The 21,445-nt window shown below is 39.7% G+C and carries 17 protein-coding genes and 1 tRNA gene; 5 read left to right on the forward strand and 13 right to left on the reverse strand.

Features of this window, described 5'->3' with window-relative positions; translation table 11 throughout:
* The first annotated feature begins 93 nt into the window (after nucleotides 1-93).
* From GBI66_RS02505 to GBI66_RS02515, 3 genes are all read left to right on the forward strand, one after another.
* Nucleotides 94-933 carry a PAAR domain-containing protein gene (locus GBI66_RS02505; protein ID WP_151715058.1) on the forward strand — a complete coding sequence of 280 codons (840 nt, stop codon included), beginning with the start codon at nucleotides 94-96 and terminating at the stop codon, nucleotides 931-933.
* A complete protein-coding gene (locus tag GBI66_RS02510) occupies nucleotides 930-1,583 on the forward strand; it encodes a hypothetical protein (protein ID WP_151715059.1) in 654 nt (217 codons plus the stop codon). The genes GBI66_RS02505 and GBI66_RS02510 overlap by 4 nt, the downstream gene beginning before the upstream one ends.
* A gap of 114 nt (nucleotides 1,584-1,697) precedes the next feature.
* A tRNA-Arg gene (locus tag GBI66_RS02515) sits at nucleotides 1,698-1,770 on the forward strand.
* Nucleotides 1,771-1,795: 25 nt separating this feature from the next.
* Here the strand turns inward: GBI66_RS02515 and GBI66_RS02520 are convergent.
* From GBI66_RS02520 to GBI66_RS02540, 5 genes are all read right to left on the reverse strand, one after another.
* The gene (locus tag GBI66_RS02520) at nucleotides 1,796-3,208 is read right to left on the reverse strand and encodes a glutamine synthetase family protein (protein WP_151715060.1); all 1,413 of its coding nucleotides are present in this window, start codon (nucleotides 3,206-3,208) and stop codon (nucleotides 1,796-1,798) included.
* 159 nt (nucleotides 3,209-3,367) lie between these two features.
* Nucleotides 3,368-3,928, reverse strand: a complete 561-nt coding sequence (locus GBI66_RS02525) for a phosphatase PAP2 family protein (protein WP_151715061.1) — start codon at nucleotides 3,926-3,928, stop codon at nucleotides 3,368-3,370.
* A 213-nt stretch (nucleotides 3,929-4,141) separates the two neighbouring features.
* Nucleotides 4,142-5,281, reverse strand: coding sequence for a porin (locus GBI66_RS02530; RefSeq protein WP_151715062.1), 1,140 nt, complete (start codon nucleotides 5,279-5,281; stop codon nucleotides 4,142-4,144).
* Between the two features lie 141 nt (nucleotides 5,282-5,422).
* Nucleotides 5,423-6,760 carry a CitMHS family transporter gene (locus tag GBI66_RS02535; protein WP_151715063.1) on the reverse strand — a complete coding sequence of 446 codons (1,338 nt, stop codon included), beginning with the start codon at nucleotides 6,758-6,760 and terminating at the stop codon, nucleotides 5,423-5,425.
* 480 nt (nucleotides 6,761-7,240) lie between these two features.
* On the reverse strand, nucleotides 7,241-8,311 hold the full coding sequence (locus tag GBI66_RS02540; RefSeq protein WP_151715064.1) for an AraC family transcriptional regulator: 1,071 nt from the start codon (nucleotides 8,309-8,311) through the stop codon (nucleotides 7,241-7,243).
* Nucleotides 8,312-8,442: 131 nt separating this feature from the next.
* Between GBI66_RS02540 and GBI66_RS02545 the strand changes: the two genes are divergently transcribed.
* On the forward strand, nucleotides 8,443-9,903 hold the full coding sequence (locus GBI66_RS02545) for a coniferyl aldehyde dehydrogenase (protein WP_151715065.1): 1,461 nt from the start codon (nucleotides 8,443-8,445) through the stop codon (nucleotides 9,901-9,903).
* A 59-nt stretch (nucleotides 9,904-9,962) separates the two neighbouring features.
* Here the strand turns inward: GBI66_RS02545 and GBI66_RS02550 are convergent, their stop codons facing one another.
* The 8 genes from GBI66_RS02550 to kdpA form a co-directional block, all read right to left on the reverse strand.
* On the reverse strand, nucleotides 9,963-10,640 hold the full coding sequence (locus GBI66_RS02550; RefSeq protein WP_151715066.1) for a GNA1162 family protein: 678 nt from the start codon (nucleotides 10,638-10,640) through the stop codon (nucleotides 9,963-9,965).
* On the reverse strand, nucleotides 10,637-11,005 hold the full coding sequence (locus GBI66_RS02555; RefSeq protein ID WP_151715067.1) for a DUF4810 domain-containing protein: 369 nt from the start codon (nucleotides 11,003-11,005) through the stop codon (nucleotides 10,637-10,639). The genes GBI66_RS02550 and GBI66_RS02555 overlap by 4 nt, the downstream gene beginning before the upstream one ends.
* A gap of 17 nt (nucleotides 11,006-11,022) precedes the next feature.
* A complete protein-coding gene (locus GBI66_RS02560) occupies nucleotides 11,023-11,694 on the reverse strand; it encodes a CsgG/HfaB family protein (RefSeq protein ID WP_005192746.1) in 672 nt (223 codons plus the stop codon).
* A 144-nt stretch (nucleotides 11,695-11,838) separates the two neighbouring features.
* Nucleotides 11,839-12,537 (reverse strand): response regulator, encoded by a 699-nt coding sequence (locus GBI66_RS02565; protein ID WP_005192749.1) that lies wholly within the window; start codon nucleotides 12,535-12,537, stop codon nucleotides 11,839-11,841.
* Nucleotides 12,538-12,548: 11 nt separating this feature from the next.
* Nucleotides 12,549-15,200: a sensor histidine kinase KdpD gene (locus GBI66_RS02570; protein WP_151715068.1), complete on the reverse strand. Its 2,652-nt coding sequence runs from the start codon at nucleotides 15,198-15,200 to the stop codon at nucleotides 12,549-12,551.
* 13 nt (nucleotides 15,201-15,213) lie between these two features.
* Nucleotides 15,214-15,834 (reverse strand): potassium-transporting ATPase subunit KdpC, encoded by a 621-nt coding sequence (gene kdpC / locus GBI66_RS02575; protein WP_151715069.1) that lies wholly within the window; start codon nucleotides 15,832-15,834, stop codon nucleotides 15,214-15,216.
* Between the two features lie 9 nt (nucleotides 15,835-15,843).
* Entirely contained in the window at nucleotides 15,844-17,856 is a 2,013-nt protein-coding gene (kdpB, locus tag GBI66_RS02580) for a potassium-transporting ATPase subunit KdpB (protein WP_151715070.1), read from the reverse strand.
* Nucleotides 17,857-17,872: 16 nt separating this feature from the next.
* Complete coding sequence (gene kdpA, locus GBI66_RS02585; RefSeq protein ID WP_151715071.1) at nucleotides 17,873-19,570, reverse strand: potassium-transporting ATPase subunit KdpA; 1,698 nt, start codon at nucleotides 19,568-19,570, stop codon at nucleotides 17,873-17,875.
* A gap of 488 nt (nucleotides 19,571-20,058) precedes the next feature.
* Here kdpA and GBI66_RS02590 point away from each other — a divergent pair, with 488 nt between their 5' ends.
* Entirely contained in the window at nucleotides 20,059-21,414 is a 1,356-nt protein-coding gene (locus tag GBI66_RS02590) for an outer membrane protein transport protein (protein WP_151715072.1), read from the forward strand.
* Nucleotides 21,415-21,445: the final 31 nt, after the last annotated feature.

The following is a 21,445-nucleotide window of genomic DNA, read 5'->3' on the forward strand; positions in this document are numbered from 1 at the left end:
TAACTTTAAATATCCATTAAAAAAACTAAACAGTATGTTCTGTATATTGGTTGCTATTATCCTCCTATAAAAATTAAGAGGCTAAAATTATTTATGGCAACATCTTATGTAACGATTGGTTGCCCTACTACTGGTGGGGGCAAAGTACTGACTGGAAACAGCCTTTTTCAGATTGAAGGTGTCCCAATAGCCTGTACTGGCGATCAAGCAACCTGCCCTAAACATAAAGTTCTTGCGACCATCATTACTGGCGATCCTCACATGAATATTTTTGGCAAACTAGCCGCACGTGTTGGGGACAGTTTATCTTGTGGTTGTAAACTATTGCCAAAGCAAAATCTCGTTGTTCAAGATAATGGTGCTTCAGTTAGATCTATCACATCAAAAAACACTAGATCATTAATCAAAGAGTCACAAACAAATAATTTTTATGAAGACAAAGGAAAATACGAAAATTACTATATTGAACGTCAAAAAACTGAATATATTAAATTTAAGACTTTCGTAACGCCTTATGATGAAGACCGAAAAAGCGCCAAGGGCGTTATGTCTCAAGTACTTTCAGGTACAGCAGATTTTGTTTTAGACTATGATTTAACTGGAAAGAAACTGTTTATAAGTGTTTCTATGATTCCACCACGTTTAAAAAATGACGCAACAATTTTTCCTTTTGGAACTATTAATCTTTATCACGAAGGACAGAAAATTAATCAATCGACATTAAAAGTTGGTGGAGGTTTTTGGGATACATCAAGAGATAAACAGCCAGTAGGATCATGCACAATTGAATTACCCGAACCTAACCTACAAACTATCACAGTTGAATTGACTGCTGGCTACAGAGCAAAATTTGACGTTGGCCTCATTATTCCCATGCCCCCAACTACTACTTTTAAATTTGATCTAAATTCAGCAACTAGGCGAGTAAAATGATTAAAAAGTTTACATTTCCAATATTAATATTCTGTTCTTTTGCCCTGTTAGCATGTAATAACTCAGCAAATAGTATTGAGCCTTCAACTGTCTCAAGTAAAAAAGACAATTTAGAAGTACATGAAAAACTAAATGCCAAAGATCAAGAAATTGTAAATGAGTACAATCAGGCAACTGATCTTATTACAACGGGTGATGTAGCAGGGTTTCATAATCAGATCAAAGCACTTATACCCCAAATTAAGACTATCTCAGATGATAAGCAGCGCAATTTAATTTTAATGAATGTTTATACTCAGTTGGAAATGAATCAAGATGCCTTTGATCTTAATGAAAAGCTATTAAAAAAGAATCCATCATCGGATAAGCAAGAATTTCAGTGCTTCCTTTTAAAGCAACTCAATAAAAAAGAAGATCTACCTACATGTTATGAAACTGCGGCAGGATTATTAAAAAAAGAGCTTAGCCATCCTGAAGCCAAAAAAAATCCAGACTATCCATATTCACAATGGTCATATTACTTCTACATGTATCAAGCAGGCCATCCTGAATACAAAGAGAAAATGCTAAATCTCATCCAATCTACATCGGATACTAAAATTAAATCTAATTTACAAACCGCATTTGATGATGAGATCCTAAATAAATAAGGCGTAAAAAATACCAACTCTTCAGAATTGCTATTTTCTCTTTAACAGCTGATCGGTTTCATTAAAAAGTGATTGCTTCTACAATCACTTTTTTGTTTATAATCATTAAATTATGCGCTTATAGCTTAACTGGATAGAGCAGTTGCCTCCTAAGCGACCGACGTGGGTTCGAGTCCCGCTGAGCGCATACTCCATTGTTTCACAACGAGCTGTTAAATATCCCAGTTCTTTTCAATGGCCGTAATTTGACTATATACACTTTGGTACTCTGCCTGCTTTACCGTACACCAAAGCTCAACAAAGACTTTACCTAGATATTCAATTAAATATGTATTGGCTTTCAATAAGCTCAGTGCTTGCATTTGCTCAGTTGGCAATAACACATGCTCACTTTTGAGTTTTAATTGATGTACTTGCTTAGGAATATCTAATTGATGTGTTAGACCATGCAAAGTACCTATCAAAATTGTAGCGACTGCCAAATAAGGATTACAGTCTGCCCCTGCCACACGATATTCCAGTCTCTGATTTTCTTGATCTGAGCACGGAATACGAATCGCAACATTCCGATTATTCAGCCCCCAACTGGCTTCGAGTGGCACATGATGCCCCAACTTAAAGCGTCTAAAAGAGTTTAGGTTTGGTGCTAAAATTGCCATCGAATCTGGCATCAATAATAACAATCCACTCACTGCTTTTAATAATGCATCAGCTATATTGTCTTGTGATGAGCTAAAAATATTTTGCTGATTGTGATCTAAAAGACTCATATGGAAATGCATGCCACTGCCCGCTTTGTGCATATCAGGCTTAGCAAGGAAGTTCGCACGTAGACCATGCTTATTCGCAACCAGTTTGATGGTTCTTTTCAACAACATAATCTGATCGCATAAAGTCAAAACATCCGTTGTATGTTGCAGATTAATCTCATACTGGCCTGAAGATGATTCGGAAACGATTCCTGTAATTTGAATGCGCTGTCGCTTTGCGATCGCTTCAATCTCATTCAGAATATTTTGATAATGATCAGAGGTATTAATATCAAAACACTGCGTCATCGTTTCTTCAACATTACCTGTCTCACTTAAAGGATGTAAGTAGAACTCTATTTCTGCTGCGATGCAGGGATAATAATTTTTGTCATGAAGTTGATAGAGGACTTTTTTCAGCACATTTCTAGGTTCATACACACAATCTGTTCCATGATTGTCTTTCATACTAAGAAGCAACTGTGCATTGTGCTCGGAATCGATGGGATGAGGTTGTAAAGACCCTAAAATAGGTTCGCATAAATGATCTGGCTCTCCAATATATTTACCGAGTCCTGTCTCCTCAATAACCTTACCATCCAAACTCATGGCGTAAACTGACAATGGGAAATAACAGCCTTTGGTCAGATTTTTGAGGCACCCGATATCAATTCTTTTGCCACGTAAGTGCCCGTTTAAATCACATAAGTACACATCAACATGTTGGGTATTGGGATACTGTTTTAGATAAGCTTCAACTTCTTCTATAAATCGTTTTTTTTGCGTAACACCGTCAACATCATTTTTCAAGGCTGCGGTATGGATATATTTTTTAAACACAGATGGATGATTGATCTCAACAAGTACAGCACTCATCGCTGAAAGCTCAAGTTATATAGATAGATTTAGCTTAGTTAAAGCTTGGTTAGAAGTAACGTAAACAGTGCGTAAACTCTTGGGATAATCGAATAAATTTCTTATAACTCAGGCAATAAAAAACGGAGTCATGCTCCGTTTTTGATTAGATTGAAATCTTTAATCCGCAATGCGAATGATTTTCAACCTTTTGACTCTGATTGCCAATTCTTTTAAAGCATAATTGATAGATACAACCAACATAAAACCAATTACAAACGAACCAATCACATCAAACGGAAAATGGACCCCGACAAAAACCCGTGAGAGACCAACAATCACACTCAGGATCAAACCGATAATTCCAATTTTTTTAAACCCAGCCATCAAATAAGAAAATGAAATAATAACAATGGTTAGGGTATGTTGGCTTGGGAAGGATGAGCTAGAACCATGACCAATCAATTTATGACCTAAATCCAGCTGAAATGGGCGCGGATGATGATAAAAGAATTCAATAATGTCGCTTAGAAGTAAAGAAAGCAGAACAATGACCAATGTTTTTGCAAACAACAGGTTATAGATTTTCCATTGCGTGACCAACAAAAATACAAGAAAACTGATAAACACAGTGTTGAGATCATCGGCTAGAAAAATCGCGACCTTGTCTAATACTGCATGTTCCTTTGCAAAAGAATTTATACTATTAAACAAAGAGATATTTAATTCTTTAAAAATCATTTCCTTTTCTATCCACACTATCCATGAAGATCAATGCGCTCAATATACAGGAGAATAATGAAGAAATTATTAATAATTTTTATATTTTATTATTCACATATTCTAAAAGGAATTAAGTCATACATTGCTTCATCAGCGAGCAAAATTCTTCAAATAAAACCACCAATAAATAGGACAAAGTTATCCTATTTATTGATGTTAATTAACTGAAATTTAGAACTTAAATTCTAAACCCGTGCCCGCAATCGGTTGCTTGTCTTTAGCACTTGCCTGCTCGAATGTTGAATATCCAGCATAGCCATAGACTTTCACTTGTTTGTTAAATGAATAGTCGGTACCAAGTAATAATTGATTGGCATCGAAATCGGCATCATTGCTTTTAAAGCTGGTGCTGTTTTGACTATATTGTGCTTTCACCGTCCATTTTGACTGATTTGGTAATTTGTATTCCGCACCAATGAGCCAGCCTTGTGAATCATCAATATTACGAATAAATCCTTCTGGATCTAAAGTTGTTGGATCAACAACTTTATTGCCTGGCTTATCTACAATCTTTGATGTCTGATAAAGAGCCTTGATGGCAAGTCCTTCAATTGGTGTCAAACGACCAATCACACGCACGGTATTCGCAGCAGCAAACACTTCATCCACTTGCGTTTCAGTCTCAGCTGCATTTAATAAACCATGCCCCAAGAAATCACTTGGAATCGCTTTGTCATAACCGACACCCACTAAGAATACCGGATGGCTATAACTGAGCGATGCAGACCATGCATCCCCTAAGCCACGTCCTGCGGTATTCACCCCACCGCGTTTATCATCTTCAATCCCACGGCTTTCACCTGTTGCAAGCAAGACACTTGCTTCTAAATTACCACCATTCAAAGCAATTTCAGGAGAATCATACACCACTGCATTATTGACACGATTTTCGCCCGTCATAATGCCCGTGATATCTGCTTTATTACTAATATAGTTATTAAAACTATCAACAGGACTGGATAAATCTTTTAGCGGTGTATTATGTTTACCAATTTTGACTGTACCAAAACGATCATCTTTTAATCCGACAAAACGATTACGTTGCGACCAATCAGTTTTGTCGCCATCTGCATAAAATGCCCATTCTGCTAAATAAACCGCACTTAAGTTTTCGGTTAATTTTTCTTCACCTTTAATTCCAACAAATGAGCTGTTGCTATTTACTTTCCAAACATCATGATCTGCCGAATTTGCATTTTTTTCTGGTAGATAATCAATACTTGCATCAATTTCTCCATAAAATTTTGGTGCTGCAAATGCAGAATAAGTCGCAATACTCATCATTGTTGCGAGTGCAAGTTTCATCTTCATTGTTATGTTCCTAACCATCTAAAAAAGTGTAAAAAATCTCTATTTCGCTGTATTTCAAGCAAAATTTAAAATTAAGTGGGAATGCGTAAATAAGGATGCTTTTATATTCTCATGAATATAAAAGCATTATAACAAATTGATTTACATATTATAAAATGGAAATACACCGAATATTAAGGCACTACCCATCAACACGCAGCAGGTAATAAATGCCCATTTCAACGTGAATTTCTGATGATCACCCATTTCTACAGCAGCCAAACCACATAACAAATATGTTGAAGGAACCAAAGGTGATAACAAATGAATCGGTTGTCCAATAATCGACGCACGTGCAATTTCAACTGGCGAAATTCCATAATGCGATGCAGCTTCCGCAAGAATTGGTAAAACACCGAAATAAAAGGCATCATTCGACATAAAGAAGGTCAAAGGCATACTCAATACACCCGTAATTGGTGCTAAATAAGGCCCCATACTTGGTGGAATCACGGCAACGAAGCCTTTAGACATCGCTTCAACCATGCCTGTACCAGATAGAATCCCAGTAAAGACACCTGCAGCAAAGATCACACCCACTACCGCGAGTACGCTATCTGCATGCATGGCGATACGTTTTTTCTGCATGTTGACGCATGGATAGTTCACGACTAATGCAATACAGAAACCGAGCATGAATAGGATCGACATTGGTAAAATCCCTTTTACCAAAGAAGCCATTAAGACGACAGTCAAGATACCGTTAAACCAACGTAAATGCGGACGTTGTGCTTCTGGATCTTTTGAGATCGAAATATCATCGGCATGGCTGATGTCTACAAGTTCAATCACGCCTAAACGTTTGCGTTCATACATGCCATACATGTAAGCCAAGAAGAATAACCAAGCAGCAGCCACAATCATCGATGGGATCATTGGGATGAAGACTTCACTGGCATCAACTTGAAGTGCACTCGCAGCACGTGCTGTCGGTCCACCCCATGGTGTCAAATTCATCACACCACTACAAAGCAACATCAAGCAGGTCATGATCAATGGATTCATACCAACACGTTTGTATAGTGGCATCATTGCCGCCACACAAATCATATACGTGGTTGAACCATCACCATCTAAAGAGACCAATAATGTGAGAAAAACTGTACCTAAAGTGATTTTTAATGGATCGCCTTTTACTTTCTTTAAAATCCATCTTACCGAAGGGTCAAATAACCCCGAATCAATCATTAATGCAAAATATAAAATAGCAAAAAGAAGCATGACGCCTGTTGGTGCGAGCTTTTTAATACCCTCTAACATGGTATTGCCAAGTTCGGCCAATTGAATATGACTTAAGCTTTCAAAATAAAAACCTAAGCCCCAAGCGATAATAGCGAATATGAATGGGATTAAAATTAATGCAACTAATGCACTGAGACGTTTTGACATGATCAAATACATAAAGCACATGATCATGCTGATACCTAAAAAAGTCAGCATTGAATGCAATCCTTAGCATAATAAGTTTTTTTAATGGGTAGACCTACCCTAATCCAGCACAGATTCTATGCGATTTAACTTTAGCTAATTCATTTAATTTAATTATATAGTGAACGTAGTCATTCACATGAAAAATACCTTAAAAGTATACAAATATACTTTTTAATATAAGACTTTAATTATTAATATATTTTTATTAAAAAATTTAGATCAATCGATCAAAACACCTGAATAATAAACAATCAAAATGCTATATATTTAAAATTACAATGCAATATTATGGTGCACTTTTTGATTAAAAAATAACATTTTTAATTAAATGATAATTAAAACAAATATCATTCATTTATAAAACTTCTATTGTATTTAAATAAATATCTCTTTATGAGCATTCCAACAATTATAATAGTCATTATTATCGTGTGATATTAAAATTAAATTAAAAAATTCATATTTTGAGAATAAAACCTATTTTTTAAACTAAATTATCTTATTTTTATCGGCTCGATATTCATTTGGTGAAATCCCCACCCAATTACGATAGGCTTTTCTAAAATTTGAGGTATCCGAAAATCCTAAACGTTCTGCGATTTCATCAATGCTCAAACTTGTTGCCAAATATTCATCTGCAAGTCGCCTCCTGGTACTGTCTAAAATCTCTTGATAACTGACTTCCGCATCTGACAAACGGCGGTATAAAGTTCGCTTGGATAAATGCAATTGATCTGCAATCTCTTGTGCGCTCGGAAAGCTGCCAACCGCATCTAATAACATCATACGAATCGTTCGGACTAAATCGGGTTCTTGTTCGTCATCATCGCTCCCCAACATCCTTTCGCAAAAAGACTGACACATATCCGCAGTAATCGGATTGGCATTCGGGCACGGCTTCTCTAGCCAATCAAGATCAAAATGCCATTGCATCACCTCTGCATCGAACTCCACTGGACAGCGAAATACTTTTTCATATTCATCTGCATATTGAGGTGCTGGATAAGGCAGTAACAGTTTTTTCGCTTGAAATGGTGCCTCTAATACGCATTCAATCAGGGTTTGCATTGAACTAAACCAAAACTCACACACCAACGGCAATAATTGCCCTAGCGCAATAATTTCATGACCTTCAAAAATGGCGACGTGCTTTTGAATCGAAAAGCTTTTCTTGAGTACAGGTGCTGCGAGTTTGATATGACGAATCCCAAACTCTACCGCCTGTTGGAAATTACGAGAGGAAGACAGCGCATAGCCATAAACGCCAAAGTCCGATAGCCGCTGTTTTTGTCCAGCCCGTATGCCAATCAGCGGATCTTTAGATAAACGCTGAATGGTCTGAAAAAGTTGTAATTTTTGATAGGGAGAAATATGAGACGCTGCACTATTCAGCGCATCTTGAGAAATGCCTATACCTGCTAAAACTTCATCCAAACGATAACCTTGCTGTTGCATGGCTTCCAGCAGACTGGTTAGACCTAAAATCGGCGTACCTTGAGCCAATTGATTTTGATCATAACGCGCTTCAATCAGCATCGGGCGCACATCCTGTTTACGCATTTTTTCACCTCATCCCTTGAGTAATGATGCATAATGGCACTAAATTACCTTTTGTTGTCTCAATTTAACATCGACTACAAATCTCATCAATCATAAAGTCTATTCTACTAATAAGCATGAAAGGAGCAACAATGACACTTTCAACTTCACAACAATTCAGTGATCCTGCATCCGAACATATTTATTCGGTATTTAATCAACAGCGTGCTGCTTTTGATACTAAGCCCTACCCAGATCTCGACGATCGTCGTACTAAATTATTGCAAATAAAAAAACAAATTATCCGTTATCAAGATGTAATTGCGACAGCAATTAATTCCGACTTTAGTTCACGCTCCGTAGATGAATCAAAACTACTTGATTTACTCGGTTCAGTGCTTGAAGCAGAACATGCCATTCGTCATTTAAGACGTTGGATGCGACCAAGTAAACGTAGCACTGAATTGTTATTTTTATCGAATCGCCTACGTGTGCAATACCAGCCTAAAGGTGTAGTAGGTGTCATTGTTCCGTGGAACTTCCCTGTTTATTTAGCCTTAGGGCCATTAATTGCCGCAATTGCAGCGGGCAATCGGGTGATGATCAAGTTACCTGAAGTGACTCCTGCTACCAATGCCGTAGTAAAACGGATGTTGGCCGAAATTTTTAGTGAAGATGAGGTTGCTGTTTTTGGTGAAGAGATCCTTGATCCAGCACAATTTACCTCACTCCCCTTCAACCATATTGTATTTACAGGTTCGCCAGCAATTGGGCGGGTAGTCATGCGTGCGGCGGCAGATAATTTAACCCCAGTCACCTTAGAACTTGGTGGAAAATCCCCTGCTTTAGTCAGCCGTAACTACCCACTGGCTGATGCTGCAAAACGCGTTTTACACGGTAAGGCGACCAACTGTGGTCAGATCTGCGTTGCGCCCGACTATGCATTGGTACCAAAAGAAAAAGTGGATCAATTCGTTGCAGAATGCCAAGCGAATTTCACTGCGATGTATGGCAACAATATCAGCCAAAATTCCAACTACACTTCGATTGTCAATGATCGTCACCTAAAACGCTTGCTTGATATCTTAGATGATGCCAAAGCCAAAGGTGCTCAAATTATTGCTTGCGGTGAATATGACCGTGACAAAGATGCGCGTCGTATGCCAGTGCATATCGTCCTGAATTGCACAGCAGATATGCGGATTCTTAAAGAAGAGTTATTTGGCCCAGTTTTGCCTGTGGTTGCTTACGGTACAGTAGATGAGGCCATTGATTATATTCAAGCGGGTGAACGACCATTAGCCTTATACCTCTTTACCCACGATGCAAATGAACGTGATTATGTCTTAAAACAAACCCATTCAGGGGGGGTGACCTTGAATGATTGGGGCTGGCATGTGGTGAACCATGATGCGCCGTTCGGGGGTATTGGTAACTCTGGCATGGGCACATACCATGGAGAAGAAGGTTTCCGTGAGCTTTCCCATGCTAAAACCATCTTTGCGCGTCATCGTTTCTTCCCAACGCAGTTGTTCTATCCTCCTTATGGTACTTGGGTACAGAAACTCGCCTTACGTTTCTTCTTGAAACAAGGTGACCCAAATATTAAATAGGATTCAAGAATAAAAAAGCCTCATCAAGAGGCTTTTTTATTCTGCAGATGAAATATGGATTACTTCACAACACCATCTTGTTGGTATTTAGGAGAACGAGGTCCATAGAGCAAGCCCAAACCAGGGGTATGCTGTGTCGGGGTAAAGAGTTGGGTATTTACAATCGTTGCCAAAGGATAAGCACGATCATTTACACTCCCCGCGATTTGTTCAACCAATGCGCCAACTAAAGAAGTAAGTAAATCGTTGTTACTATTATTACTCGATTGAACAGCTTTCTTCTCACCAGTCCAAAGCGTCTCGTTGGTTTTTAAATCAACCAGTTTCGCATCCACACTGACTGTAGCAACACTTTGAATAACTTGATACTGAGAACCATATTCTTTAATTCGAATATAAAGTGCAGCATCAGCACCAAAGATTTCCTGTAATTTCTGCGGTGATATGCTTTGTGCATCATGACCGTTGGTCACGCCGTTCTCTTTAAACATCGAATCCACAACAGAAATTGGAAAAACATAATAACCCGCTTCAGCAACAGGCATAACGACTGTCGGCCAATAGCTATAAGTTGCCTTTACATCAGGAGAATCATTGACAGGCGGTAATACCAAAATAGATTTCGGCATATGCTGTTTATAAACCGTCATATCCTTATTTACCGATGGAGATGAAGCACAGCCCGCCAATACCAAACCCGTCAGCAGAAGAGTTGTAACTAAGAAGGTCTTAATCATGGCTGCATCGATCCCACATTGGCATTCATTTTCCGCAACAACCGATCCATCAATACCGTAGATTCAGGATAGACTTTTCGTTCCAATTGAAAATATTCAACTGCTTTTTGCGCATTATTCACTTGTAAAGATAACAATCCTAGATGTGCATATAAGCCTGGTGGAACGGCCAGATTCTTCGCTTTGGCTTTTTCAATTTCCGCTTCTAACTTAATGATTTGTGCACTCGGTGTAGCTTTTTCTGGCTGGTTATACATCAGATAGGTCTGTTGTGTATAAGAACCCCAACTATATAAAGGTTGAGGCCCCGCAGCACAGCCAACCAAGCCGATCGTGATTAGACTGGTGAACAGAATTTTTTTCATTTTACAGAGGTCCAGCCTTATTGCGCAGTCCAACGATTATTCTGAATATCAGTCACTAAGTTATTCACTGCTTCACGTACAGCCAAGTCTAAAACCTTACCATTTAAAGTCGAATCATAAGATGCGGTAGAACCAAAACCGAGTACTTCACGTGCGCTCAATGCATATTCCCCCGCGCCTTGTACTGAATGTACAATCTCTGAGGTTTTTACATCCACAATATTCAAGTTCACTTTGGCATAAGCAATTTGTTGTTTACCGCGACCTAAAATACCGAATAACTGCTGATCACCCACTTCTTTGCGACCAAATTCAGACACATCACCAGTGATCACATAACGTGCACCTTTAATGGTTTGGGCAGTATTGCTATAACCAACTTCTTGTTTGAGTTCAGACAAATTATCGCGATTTAAAACAGAGAAATAACCCGTTTGCTGCAGATGTGTTTCTAAAATGGTTTTTGCTTGTCCACCAAGACGATCAACATTATCAGAGAAGATGCCTCTCATATAACTTGAACGGTTATCAAACTTACCAATCGAAACAGGTACTTTCACCCCATTATATTTAATCTGTTGAACTGCTGCCGTCACTTGAGGACTTTGAATTGATTTTGATGTTTCTGTTGTTGAACAGGCCATTAGACCTAAAGAACTGAATACTGTAACTGCTAATAATTTTTTCATTGTCGCTCTATCAAAATAAAGATTAAAAACGTGAAAATTATAGCTTAAAAACCGTGAACTAGCTAACACTCTACTCTTTAATAGCACATCAATTCTTTAATAAATGTTTTTATAATCCAACCAATTAGATCGGATTAATCATAATTATTCACCAAAGCGTAACCCTACGCCTGCAATGGTAAAAATATACCTCGGTGTTACTGCAGAATCGCCGATTTTTGTTCTAAGCTTTTTCACCAAGATCCGAAGATAATGGGTATCTTCTTCATGGGTAATGCCCCATAACTCGGTCATAATTTGTTTTTGCGTCACGATCTTGCCCTGATGACGAATCAATAAAGCCAGCAATTGAAACTCTTTTTTAGTTAGGGCAATTTCTTCACCTAGCAATTTAGCAGTATGTTCAGCTACATCGATACAAAGCTGCCCATCATTGAAGACTAAATTATGCTCCAACTGTTGTGGCATATTCCGAAACATCACCCGAATACGCGCACAGAGTTCTTGAATACTAAACGGCTTGGTGACATAGTCATTCGCTCCAGCATCCAATAATCTTATTTTTTGATTTTCATCAGGGCGCGCAGATAATACAATCACAGGAATCGCAGACCACTGTCGTAACTCAATCAAAACTTCTTGCCCATCCATATCCGGCAGGCCCAGATCTAAAATCAATAAATCAGCACCACGTGTCGCCAAAGTCTCCAGACCCTTCATACCATTTTCCGCGACATGCACCTGATAACCTTGTGCACGTAAAGCGATATCCAGAAATTTTCGAATTTGTGGCTCATCATCAATAATCAGAATCGATGCTTGAGAATTTAATGTTTGCGGCATAAATAATAATTTTAATCCTGATGCAGTGGTAATCGTATTCTAATTAAGGTGCCCTGACCATATGTACCGGCCAAAGCTTCAATACTACCCATATGTGCACCGATAATGGCTTTGACAATGGCGAGGCCTAATCCCGTTCCTGTTTTACCCCGATCACCACGTTGCATGGTATAGAACATATCAAAGATTTGCTCTCGCTCCTCTTCGGGAATGCCAACACCTTGGTCGATAATATCAATTTGAAGATAACCTTCATCCTGTTGGATATGTACTTCAATCGGGATATCATCTGGTGAAAACTTGGCTGCATTTTCTAGCACGTTAAATATCGCTTGCTCAATCAACGCAGGATGCACATGCAATTGCGGCAAGTCATCTGTCATTGTGACATCAATATTGACCTTGGGTTGATAACGCTTCAGGCGTTGCGTCGCAGAACCAATCAGCTCTTCGACACCAATCCAGTCGCGACTGACACTCAAACCTTGATGACCGAGTCGGGTCATATCCAGTAAATTTTGAATATAACGATCCAACCGTTCACCTTCGACATGAATGGTATCTAACAATTCATGTCGGTCTTCCTCTGACATTTGCTCGCCATAGTATTTCAGACTATCTGCAGAACCAATCATTGCCGCCAATGGTGAGCGTAAGTCATGCGAAACTGACGACAATAATGCAGAGCGTAACTTTTCAGTTTCAGCAACTACACGGGAGTTTTCCAACTGTAAAGACAACTGCACCCGCGAAGAGGTTTGAGCAATATCATCAATCATCAATTCTGCAAGGCGTTGTTGTTCAAAACTAATGCTGTCTGTATTTTGATTAAATCGAATGGCAATGACACCATAGTCCCCCACCAAATTCAGCGGATTAAACCACCATTCGGATTGCGTTAATGTATTGGTAAAACGTCCACAAGGCTTAGCATTCTTCTGGGTCCAATTTGCTGCGATCTGATCTTTTTCATTGAATAAAGAGTGATCACCTAACTCTTGTGTTCCGATCCGTAGCCAAACAGCTGCATTTAAAGAGCTTTCTAAATGTTGCTTGGCGATATTCAGAACTTGTTCAATATCGACACAGCTGGATAGTTTCCGTTCTAATTCTTGCATTTGTAGGGAAACAGAATTTGCGGCACGTAAACTCAGTACCTGAGCACGTAATTGATTGGCTAAACGACCCACCAATAATGCTGAAATGATAAAGATGATGATGGTCATCACCCCTCGTTCAGCACTGATGCGAAGCGTAAATCGTGGTTCAATAAAGAAATAGTTATACAGCAAGAAGCAAATCAGGACACTGATAATGGTGATGAACATCCTTGCTCGCATCGCCACAATAAGTACGGTGACCACAAAGATTAAAGCCAATTCACTATAACCAATAAAGTGATCACTCACAGTTGCCGCAACCAATCCCAATAGAACAATCAAAATACTTTCGATCATCTCACGTGGATTAAATGCCAAGCCTTGTTCTAACCAAGAAGAACGGACATTATCTGTCTTTATTTTAGCTTCATTATTATTTTTAGCTTTCAAAGGTTGAACAAATGTGATCTCAAAGGGATGCTGTTTTTCTAATAGTTGATCCGCAATATGATCGGAGAACAGGCGTTGCCATAATGATTTTTTAGGACTTTTACCGAGTAAAATATTGGACGCACCATAATCATAGGCTGCTTGTAAAATGGTCGATGCAATATGATTACTATGTAACAAATAAGTATCAGCCCCTAGCTTACGTGCCAAGTTGAATGCTTTGGTCACTGCAAAAACTTGTGTATTCGAATTTTGGCTCTTTTGAATCGAAATCACACTCCAGATTGCATTGCGTCTTTCCGCAATACGATGTGCCCGACGCACTAAATCTTCCGAAAACTCCGAACCATCAATCGCCAACATCACATGATTCTGGATCGGGATGATCTGTCCTTGTGCAACAAACTTTTCCCGATAATCAATTTCAACTTGCCCTGCAACGGTTTGAATCGCCAAATCACGTAAAGCTGTTAAATGTGCAGGTTTAAAAAAACCTTGCAGTGCATGAGGTGCAACATCGGCCAAATAAATTTTGCCATGATTCATGCGCTCTAATAATTCAGGAACAGGCAAATCAACCAAACGAATATCTTTCAAACGTTTTAATAACGCATCAGGAACCGTTTCACTGACCCGAATGCCCGTGATTTGATAGACCACATCATTCAGACTTTCTAGATGCTGAATGTTTAAAGTGCTATAGACATCAATGCCTGCATCCAATAATTCATTCACATCTTGCCAGCGAAATTCATGTCGGCTATTGGGTACATTGCGATGTGCGAGTTCATCCACCAACACGATTTCAGGCTTTAATTTGAGGATTTGATCAAGATCCATCTCTTCCAGCATTCGCTCTTGATATTCCACCATCTTTCTAGGAATAACATTAAGCCCCTGAATCAAACGCTCGGTATCAGATCGACCGTGGGTTTCTACGATCCCAACCATTACATGCTGCCCTTGCTGCATCAATTCATGTGCTCGAGTCAGCATGGCATAGGTTTTACCAACCCCCGGTGCTGCGCCCAAGAAAATGGTCAAACGTCCAGACTGCTCACGCTGGCTATGAGCCAGCCATGCATCTGCTTTGTGATTACGGTCGATCTGCATAAACGAGGCTCTATCAATGAGGTGTAGATGACAATTGATCTAAGGCTAGATTCAACTGCAGTACATTGACTCGTGCTTGCCCATATAAACCAAACTGCGCATGCTGAATCTGTTGTTGCACTAAATCTTGCAATTGCTGCTCTGATAAATGACGTTGTTGCGCCACCCGTTTCACTTGTAATAATGCACTCTCAGGTGAAATATCAGGATCAATCCCACTGCCTGATGCCGTAACCATATCGTTCGGTACCTGCTGTTCTGAAATATGATTATTCTGGGCAAATTGCACTGTTCTTTCCTTAATTTGTTTTTGTAAGTCAGGATTAGAAACCGCCAAATTACTGCCTGCCATCCCATCAACACTATAACTTACCCCACTGGGGCGACCATGAAAATATTGTTCACCAACAAAATTTTGCCCCACCAAACTTGAACCAACAATTCTGCCATCAAGTTCGATTAAGCTACCATTGGCCTGCTTCGGAAAAATTAACTGGGCAATCGATACACTCACAGCCGAATATAAAACACCTGCGACAAGGAACCCCACCAAGATCAAACCAAGGCTTGGACGTAAGAGCGAATGTACTGGATTGGATAATTTTAAATTCTGCTGATTCAATAAAGTATTCATCACTCACTCCTAAATCCACAATGACACAACAAGGTCAATTAACTTGATCGCAATAAACGGAAAGATCACACCACCTACACCGTAAATCAGCATATTACGGCGTAGCAATTGCAATGCACTGGCGGGTTTGAATTGCACACCTCTTAATGCCAATGGAATCAGCATCGGAATAATCAACGCATTAAAAATCAAGGCTGAAATTACTGCACTGCTTGGACTACTGAGTTGCAGAATATTCAACACCCCAAGTTGCGGAATTGCTACTGCAAACAATGCAGGTAAAATCACAAAGTATTTGGAGACATCATTTGCCAGAGAAAAGGTGGTTAAGGCGCCACGGGTAATCAATTGCTGCTTCCCAATTTCCACCACATCTAGCAGTTTGGTTGGATCGGAGTCCAAGTCCACCATGTTGCCGGCTTCCTTGGCTGCTTGGGTGCCTGAATTCATGGCCAAGCCGATATCAGCCTGTGCCAGAGCTGGTGCATCATTGGTTCCGTCACCGACCATTGCCACCAATTTACCAGCGGCTTGCTCTTTACGGATACAGGCCAATTTATCTTCAGGTCTTGCTTCAGCAATATAATCATCCACCCCAGCTTCAGCCGCGATAGCCGCTGCAGTCAGCGGATTATCCCCTGTGACCATAATGGTTTTTATACCCATCTCACGTAACAGTGCAAAGCGTTCCTTAATCCCAGACTTGATCACATCCGAGAGCTCAATCACCCCTAAAATGCTGTGATTCGAAGCCACTACGAGTGGTGTTGCACCTTTTGATGCCACTTGTTCGACACGAGTCTTAAGCTCAACGTTATCCTTAATATCTTGATGGGTGAATTTAAGAATGGCATCCACTGCACCTTTACGAATCTTTTGCCCTGTGCCCAAGTCCACCCCAGATAAACGTGTCGATGCACTAAACTGAATAAACTCCGCACTAGCTGGTTCTTTAATACTTTCACCCAACTCTTTGCCAAGACTCACCACGGATTTACCTTCAGGGGTTGGGTCAGCAAAAGAGGTCAGCATGGCTGCTTGGCGTAACTCACTAGGGCTCACACCAGCCAAAGGATAAAAAGCTGTGGCTTGACGATCACCATAGGTAATCGTGCCGGTCTTATCCAACAGCAACACATCAATATCACCCGCAACTTCCACGGCTTTCCCTGATTTGGCTAAGACGTTGGCTTTTAAAGCACGGTTCATCCCCGCAATACCAATCGCAGGCAGCAAGCCTCCAATTGTGGTTGGAATCAAACATACCAATAGAGCAATCAGCAATACGATACTAATTTTGATCCCCACCATTGAACCAATAAAAGGTAAGGTTGCCACCACCACAATAAAGGTAATGGTCATGATATTGAGCAAAATACTCAACGCGATCTCATTTGGTGTTTTTTGGCGGTTTGCACCTTCAACCAAGGCAATCATACGGTCTAAGAAACTATGACCAGCCTCATTACTGACCCGAATAATAATTTCATCTGACAAAACTTTAGTCCCACCAATCACGCCTGAGCGATCGGTGTTGGCTTCACGCAATACAGGCGCAGACTCACCCGTAACAGCTGATTCATTGATGGTCGCAAAGCCTTGAATAATTTCACCATCCGCAGGAACTATCTCACCTGCTTTAACAACGACGAGATCATCTTTTTTAAGTAAATTTGCAGAAATCGTATTCGGTACCGCATTTAAATCAAGGATACGATTTGCGGTTAAGTTTTCACGTGCCTGACGCAATGATGCAGCTTGTCCTCGACCTTTGGCTTCTGCAACTGCTTCTGCATAATTAGCAAATAATACCGTCACCAATAAGATCAGACTCAAGAGCAGACCAAAACCTAAGCTAGCACTGCCCATCACGGTTGCGACAATGGTTAAGATTGTTCCCACCCAGACACATGCCATCACTGGGTTTTTAAAAGCATACTGTGGCAACAGTTTATGAAAGGTTTGTTGAATAATTTCTTTATTCAAAATATCCATCTGTTGTGTCGCATTTGAATGTTTCATTGTGTTTGCTCCCCACTTAAACTTTTATAGACAAGTAGTCAGCAATTGGCCCGATCACCAACACTGGCATGAATTGTAATAAGGTCAGAATCAACACGATCCCGATTAAGGTCAGTGCAAATGTCGGTGATTCAATATGTAAAGAACCTTTGCTTTCGGCTGCTTGAGCTTTGGTTGCTAAACTGACTGCAATCAAGACTGGAATAATCAACACGCTATAACGCCCTGCCAATAAAGCCACACTGGCACTGAGATTCCACCATAGGGTGTTATCACCTAAACCTTCAAAACCAGAACCATTGTTGGCGTAAGCAGAGACATACTCATAAAACACTTGGCTGATGCCATGGAAAGCTGGATTTGAATTCCCTGTAATGGATGGGAAAGCGATTGCGATGGCAGTCAAACCAAGAATCACCACAGGCTGTAATAAAATCACCAACGCTAACAACTTAATTTCAGTCACTTCAATTTTTCGGCCAAACAATTCAGGAGTACGTCCTGTCATCAGACCTGCAATAAAGACCGCTAAAAACAGATAAATAAAGAACTGCAATAAACCACAACCAATCCCGCCCCAAATGGCATTGATCAACATATTGCACAGTTCAACCAATCCCGTCAGTGGTGAGGCAGAGTCATGCATCATGTTGACCGAGCCGTTATTCACTTGTGTGGTCAAACTTCCCCATAATGCAGATGCATCCGCACCGAAACGAAGCTCTTTCCCTTCCATTAATGCAAGATTCGGAGTCAAGGATGATTTTTCAGTCCAGAAGGTCAGTGAAGTTGAAAGCAATGACATCAACAACATGCTACCAAAAATCATCCACATCAATTTCTTACGTTGAATAAAATGCCCAACCATAAACACCACTGACAACGGGATCAGTAAGATCGCGATCATCTCAATTACATTGGATAAAGGTGTTGGATTTTCTAAAGGCACACTACTGTTTGGGCCATACCAACCGCCACCGTTACTCCCCAATTGTTTAATCGCGACCATGGGTGCAACAGGACCGAGCGGAATATGCTGTGTTTGTACCTCAGCGCTTTGTTCTAAGATCTGCGCTGTTGGACCTGCTGAAAGTGTTGCAGGGACACCTTGAAAGGTCAGTAGCAAAGAAAAAATAAGACCTAATGGAATAAAGAATCTAAATAATGGTCGGATGATATCCATCCAGTAATTACCCAAATTAACTGTATTCCAGTCTTTCTTATCCGCACCGTCCTCCCTGCCAGATTGTAGGAATAAGGCTCTTAACATCGCTACCAGCAATGCCAAGCCAATAATAGGCGATAAATATTGCAGACCTACAATCACCGTCATTTGCGATAAATAAGACAGTTGAGCCTGTCCTGAATAATGCTGCTGATTAGTATTGGTTAGAAATGAAATGGTGGTATGCAATGCCAGATCCCAATTCATATTTGGAATATGGTCAGGATTCAGCGGCAGCCATGCCTGTGTCATCAAGATTGTGACACTTGCAGCAAGCAGTAAAATATTGCTAAAGATAAAAGCAGCAAGATATTGTCGCCAGTGCATACCGTGCTGCTTCACATTTAGAACAGCATAAATTGGTTGCTCAATCCATTTAAAGAATCGGTCACTTTTCATCGGCTTTGCCTGCATTACATCAGCAAGATAAGCACCGAGCGGATAAGCCAACAGCAAGGAAAGGATAAATACAGAAATAAATTCCCACATAGCAAATGCCATTTAAAAATAGGTCAGCTTTAGTATGGAAATTGGGGACGTAAATTCTCTATATTGAAAGAACCTGAAGACGTAAATTTTACGTAAATTATTTGAATGAAATTTAAAGTGCTTAAAAAAGATACCTAAAAAGTAAATATGGAGAAATAAATCCTAGTTTTTACAAAAAATCTTTGACCGTATGAAAAAACTTTTTCTGAAAAATGCAAAAAATAATGATTATTATTTTAAAATAATAATTTATATTTATCATTATTTTACAAATAAAAACACATATGTATATAAATTTTTTAAGATTTATTTTTGTCCGTTTTCATCCAATCCTTCGTACTGCTTAGTTCATTTAGAACATTTACTCTTATTTTAATTATGGTATTTTTGTTACATGAAGTTATAGCCAATCACGATAGATAACTTTTTTGTTGTCAGATCATAGCTTCTTAACACTTAAGAATCTTGAAGTTCAAGGAAAGATTACAATGAAATTAAAACATCTTAGCACTGCCATGATCTTAGCAACGCTACCTGCAACTGGAGTTTTTGCAGCCGCGTTAGACCGTTCAGGTCAATCTATTTCTGCTTTTTTACAGCCGGGTAATTATTTTGAAGCGGGTATTTCGGTTCTAGACCCAACTGTTAAAGGGAAAGAGGCAGGTACATCAAAAACTACTCGTAACATTAGTGATATGGGCGATGATTATTATTTCCCAAGTGCTGCATTAAAACTTCAACTCACAGATAAATTCTCTTTCGGTCTTCTTTATGACCAACCATTTGGTGCTGATGCGCAATACACAGGCAATAACGTATTTGTAGCAAGCCCTTCAGATCCTATTCTTGGTAGCCTACCAATTACAACTGGTGCCCTAGGTGGGACTCAAGGTGGAACATCTGTTGAAGTTGATAGCCAAAACATCTCGATGATTTTCGGCTTCCAACCAACTGAAAACTTTAATTTCTATGGTGGTGGTGTTTATCAGACTATTAAAGGGAATGTTCAATTACGAGGCTCAGCATACAGCGTATATAACGGTTACGATGCATCTATTCCAGAGGATGGTGCTGCTGGTTGGTTAGCAGGTGCTGCTTTCCAAATTCCTGAAATTGCACTTAAAGCATCTATTACTTATCGCTCGGAAATCGACCATAAAATCAATGCAAATGAGACAATTGCTCTTGCTGATGCAATTGGCGCAAATTCAGCAATGTTAGGTGGTGCAATTACACAATTGGTTCAAGCTGGTCAATTAACTGCTGCCCAAGCTGGTGCTATTCAGCAAACAATTGGTAAAGCAGTTGCTGCGAATCAGTTAGAAGGTCAAACAAAAATTACCACCCCTCAATCGGTTAACTTAGATTTCCAAACAGGTATCATGGCGAACACCGTTGCATTTGCAAATGTACGCTGGGTAAACTGGAAAGACTTCTCTATTCGTCCATATAAGTTTGGCAAAGTTTCAGAAGCTGTCGGTGGCTTAGTTGGTCGTCCAAATGGCTTTAACTTAGTTGAATACTCTGATGACCAATGGTCTGTAAACGCAGGTGTTGGCCGTAAGCTCAGCGAGCAATGGGCGGGTAACGTTTCTGTAGGTTGGGATTCTGGCGCAGGTAATCCTGTAACTACACTTGGTCCAACAGAAGGTTATTGGAACGTGGGTGTAGGTCTTCAATATAGCCCTACTCCTGCAACATTTATTGCTGGTGGCGTGAAGTACTTCTGGTTAGGCGATGCTAAAGCGCAAACTGGTGCTCAAGCAGGCGGTAATGACTATGTTGCTGAGTTTGAAGATAACAAAGCAATCGCATATGGTTTAAAAATTGGTTATAAATTCTAATTAGAGTTTATAAAAGAAAGGTCATCTTAGG

The organism is Acinetobacter sp. TUM15071 (assembly GCF_008980925.1).
Lineage (GTDB): Bacteria > Pseudomonadota > Gammaproteobacteria > Pseudomonadales > Moraxellaceae > Acinetobacter > Acinetobacter dispersus.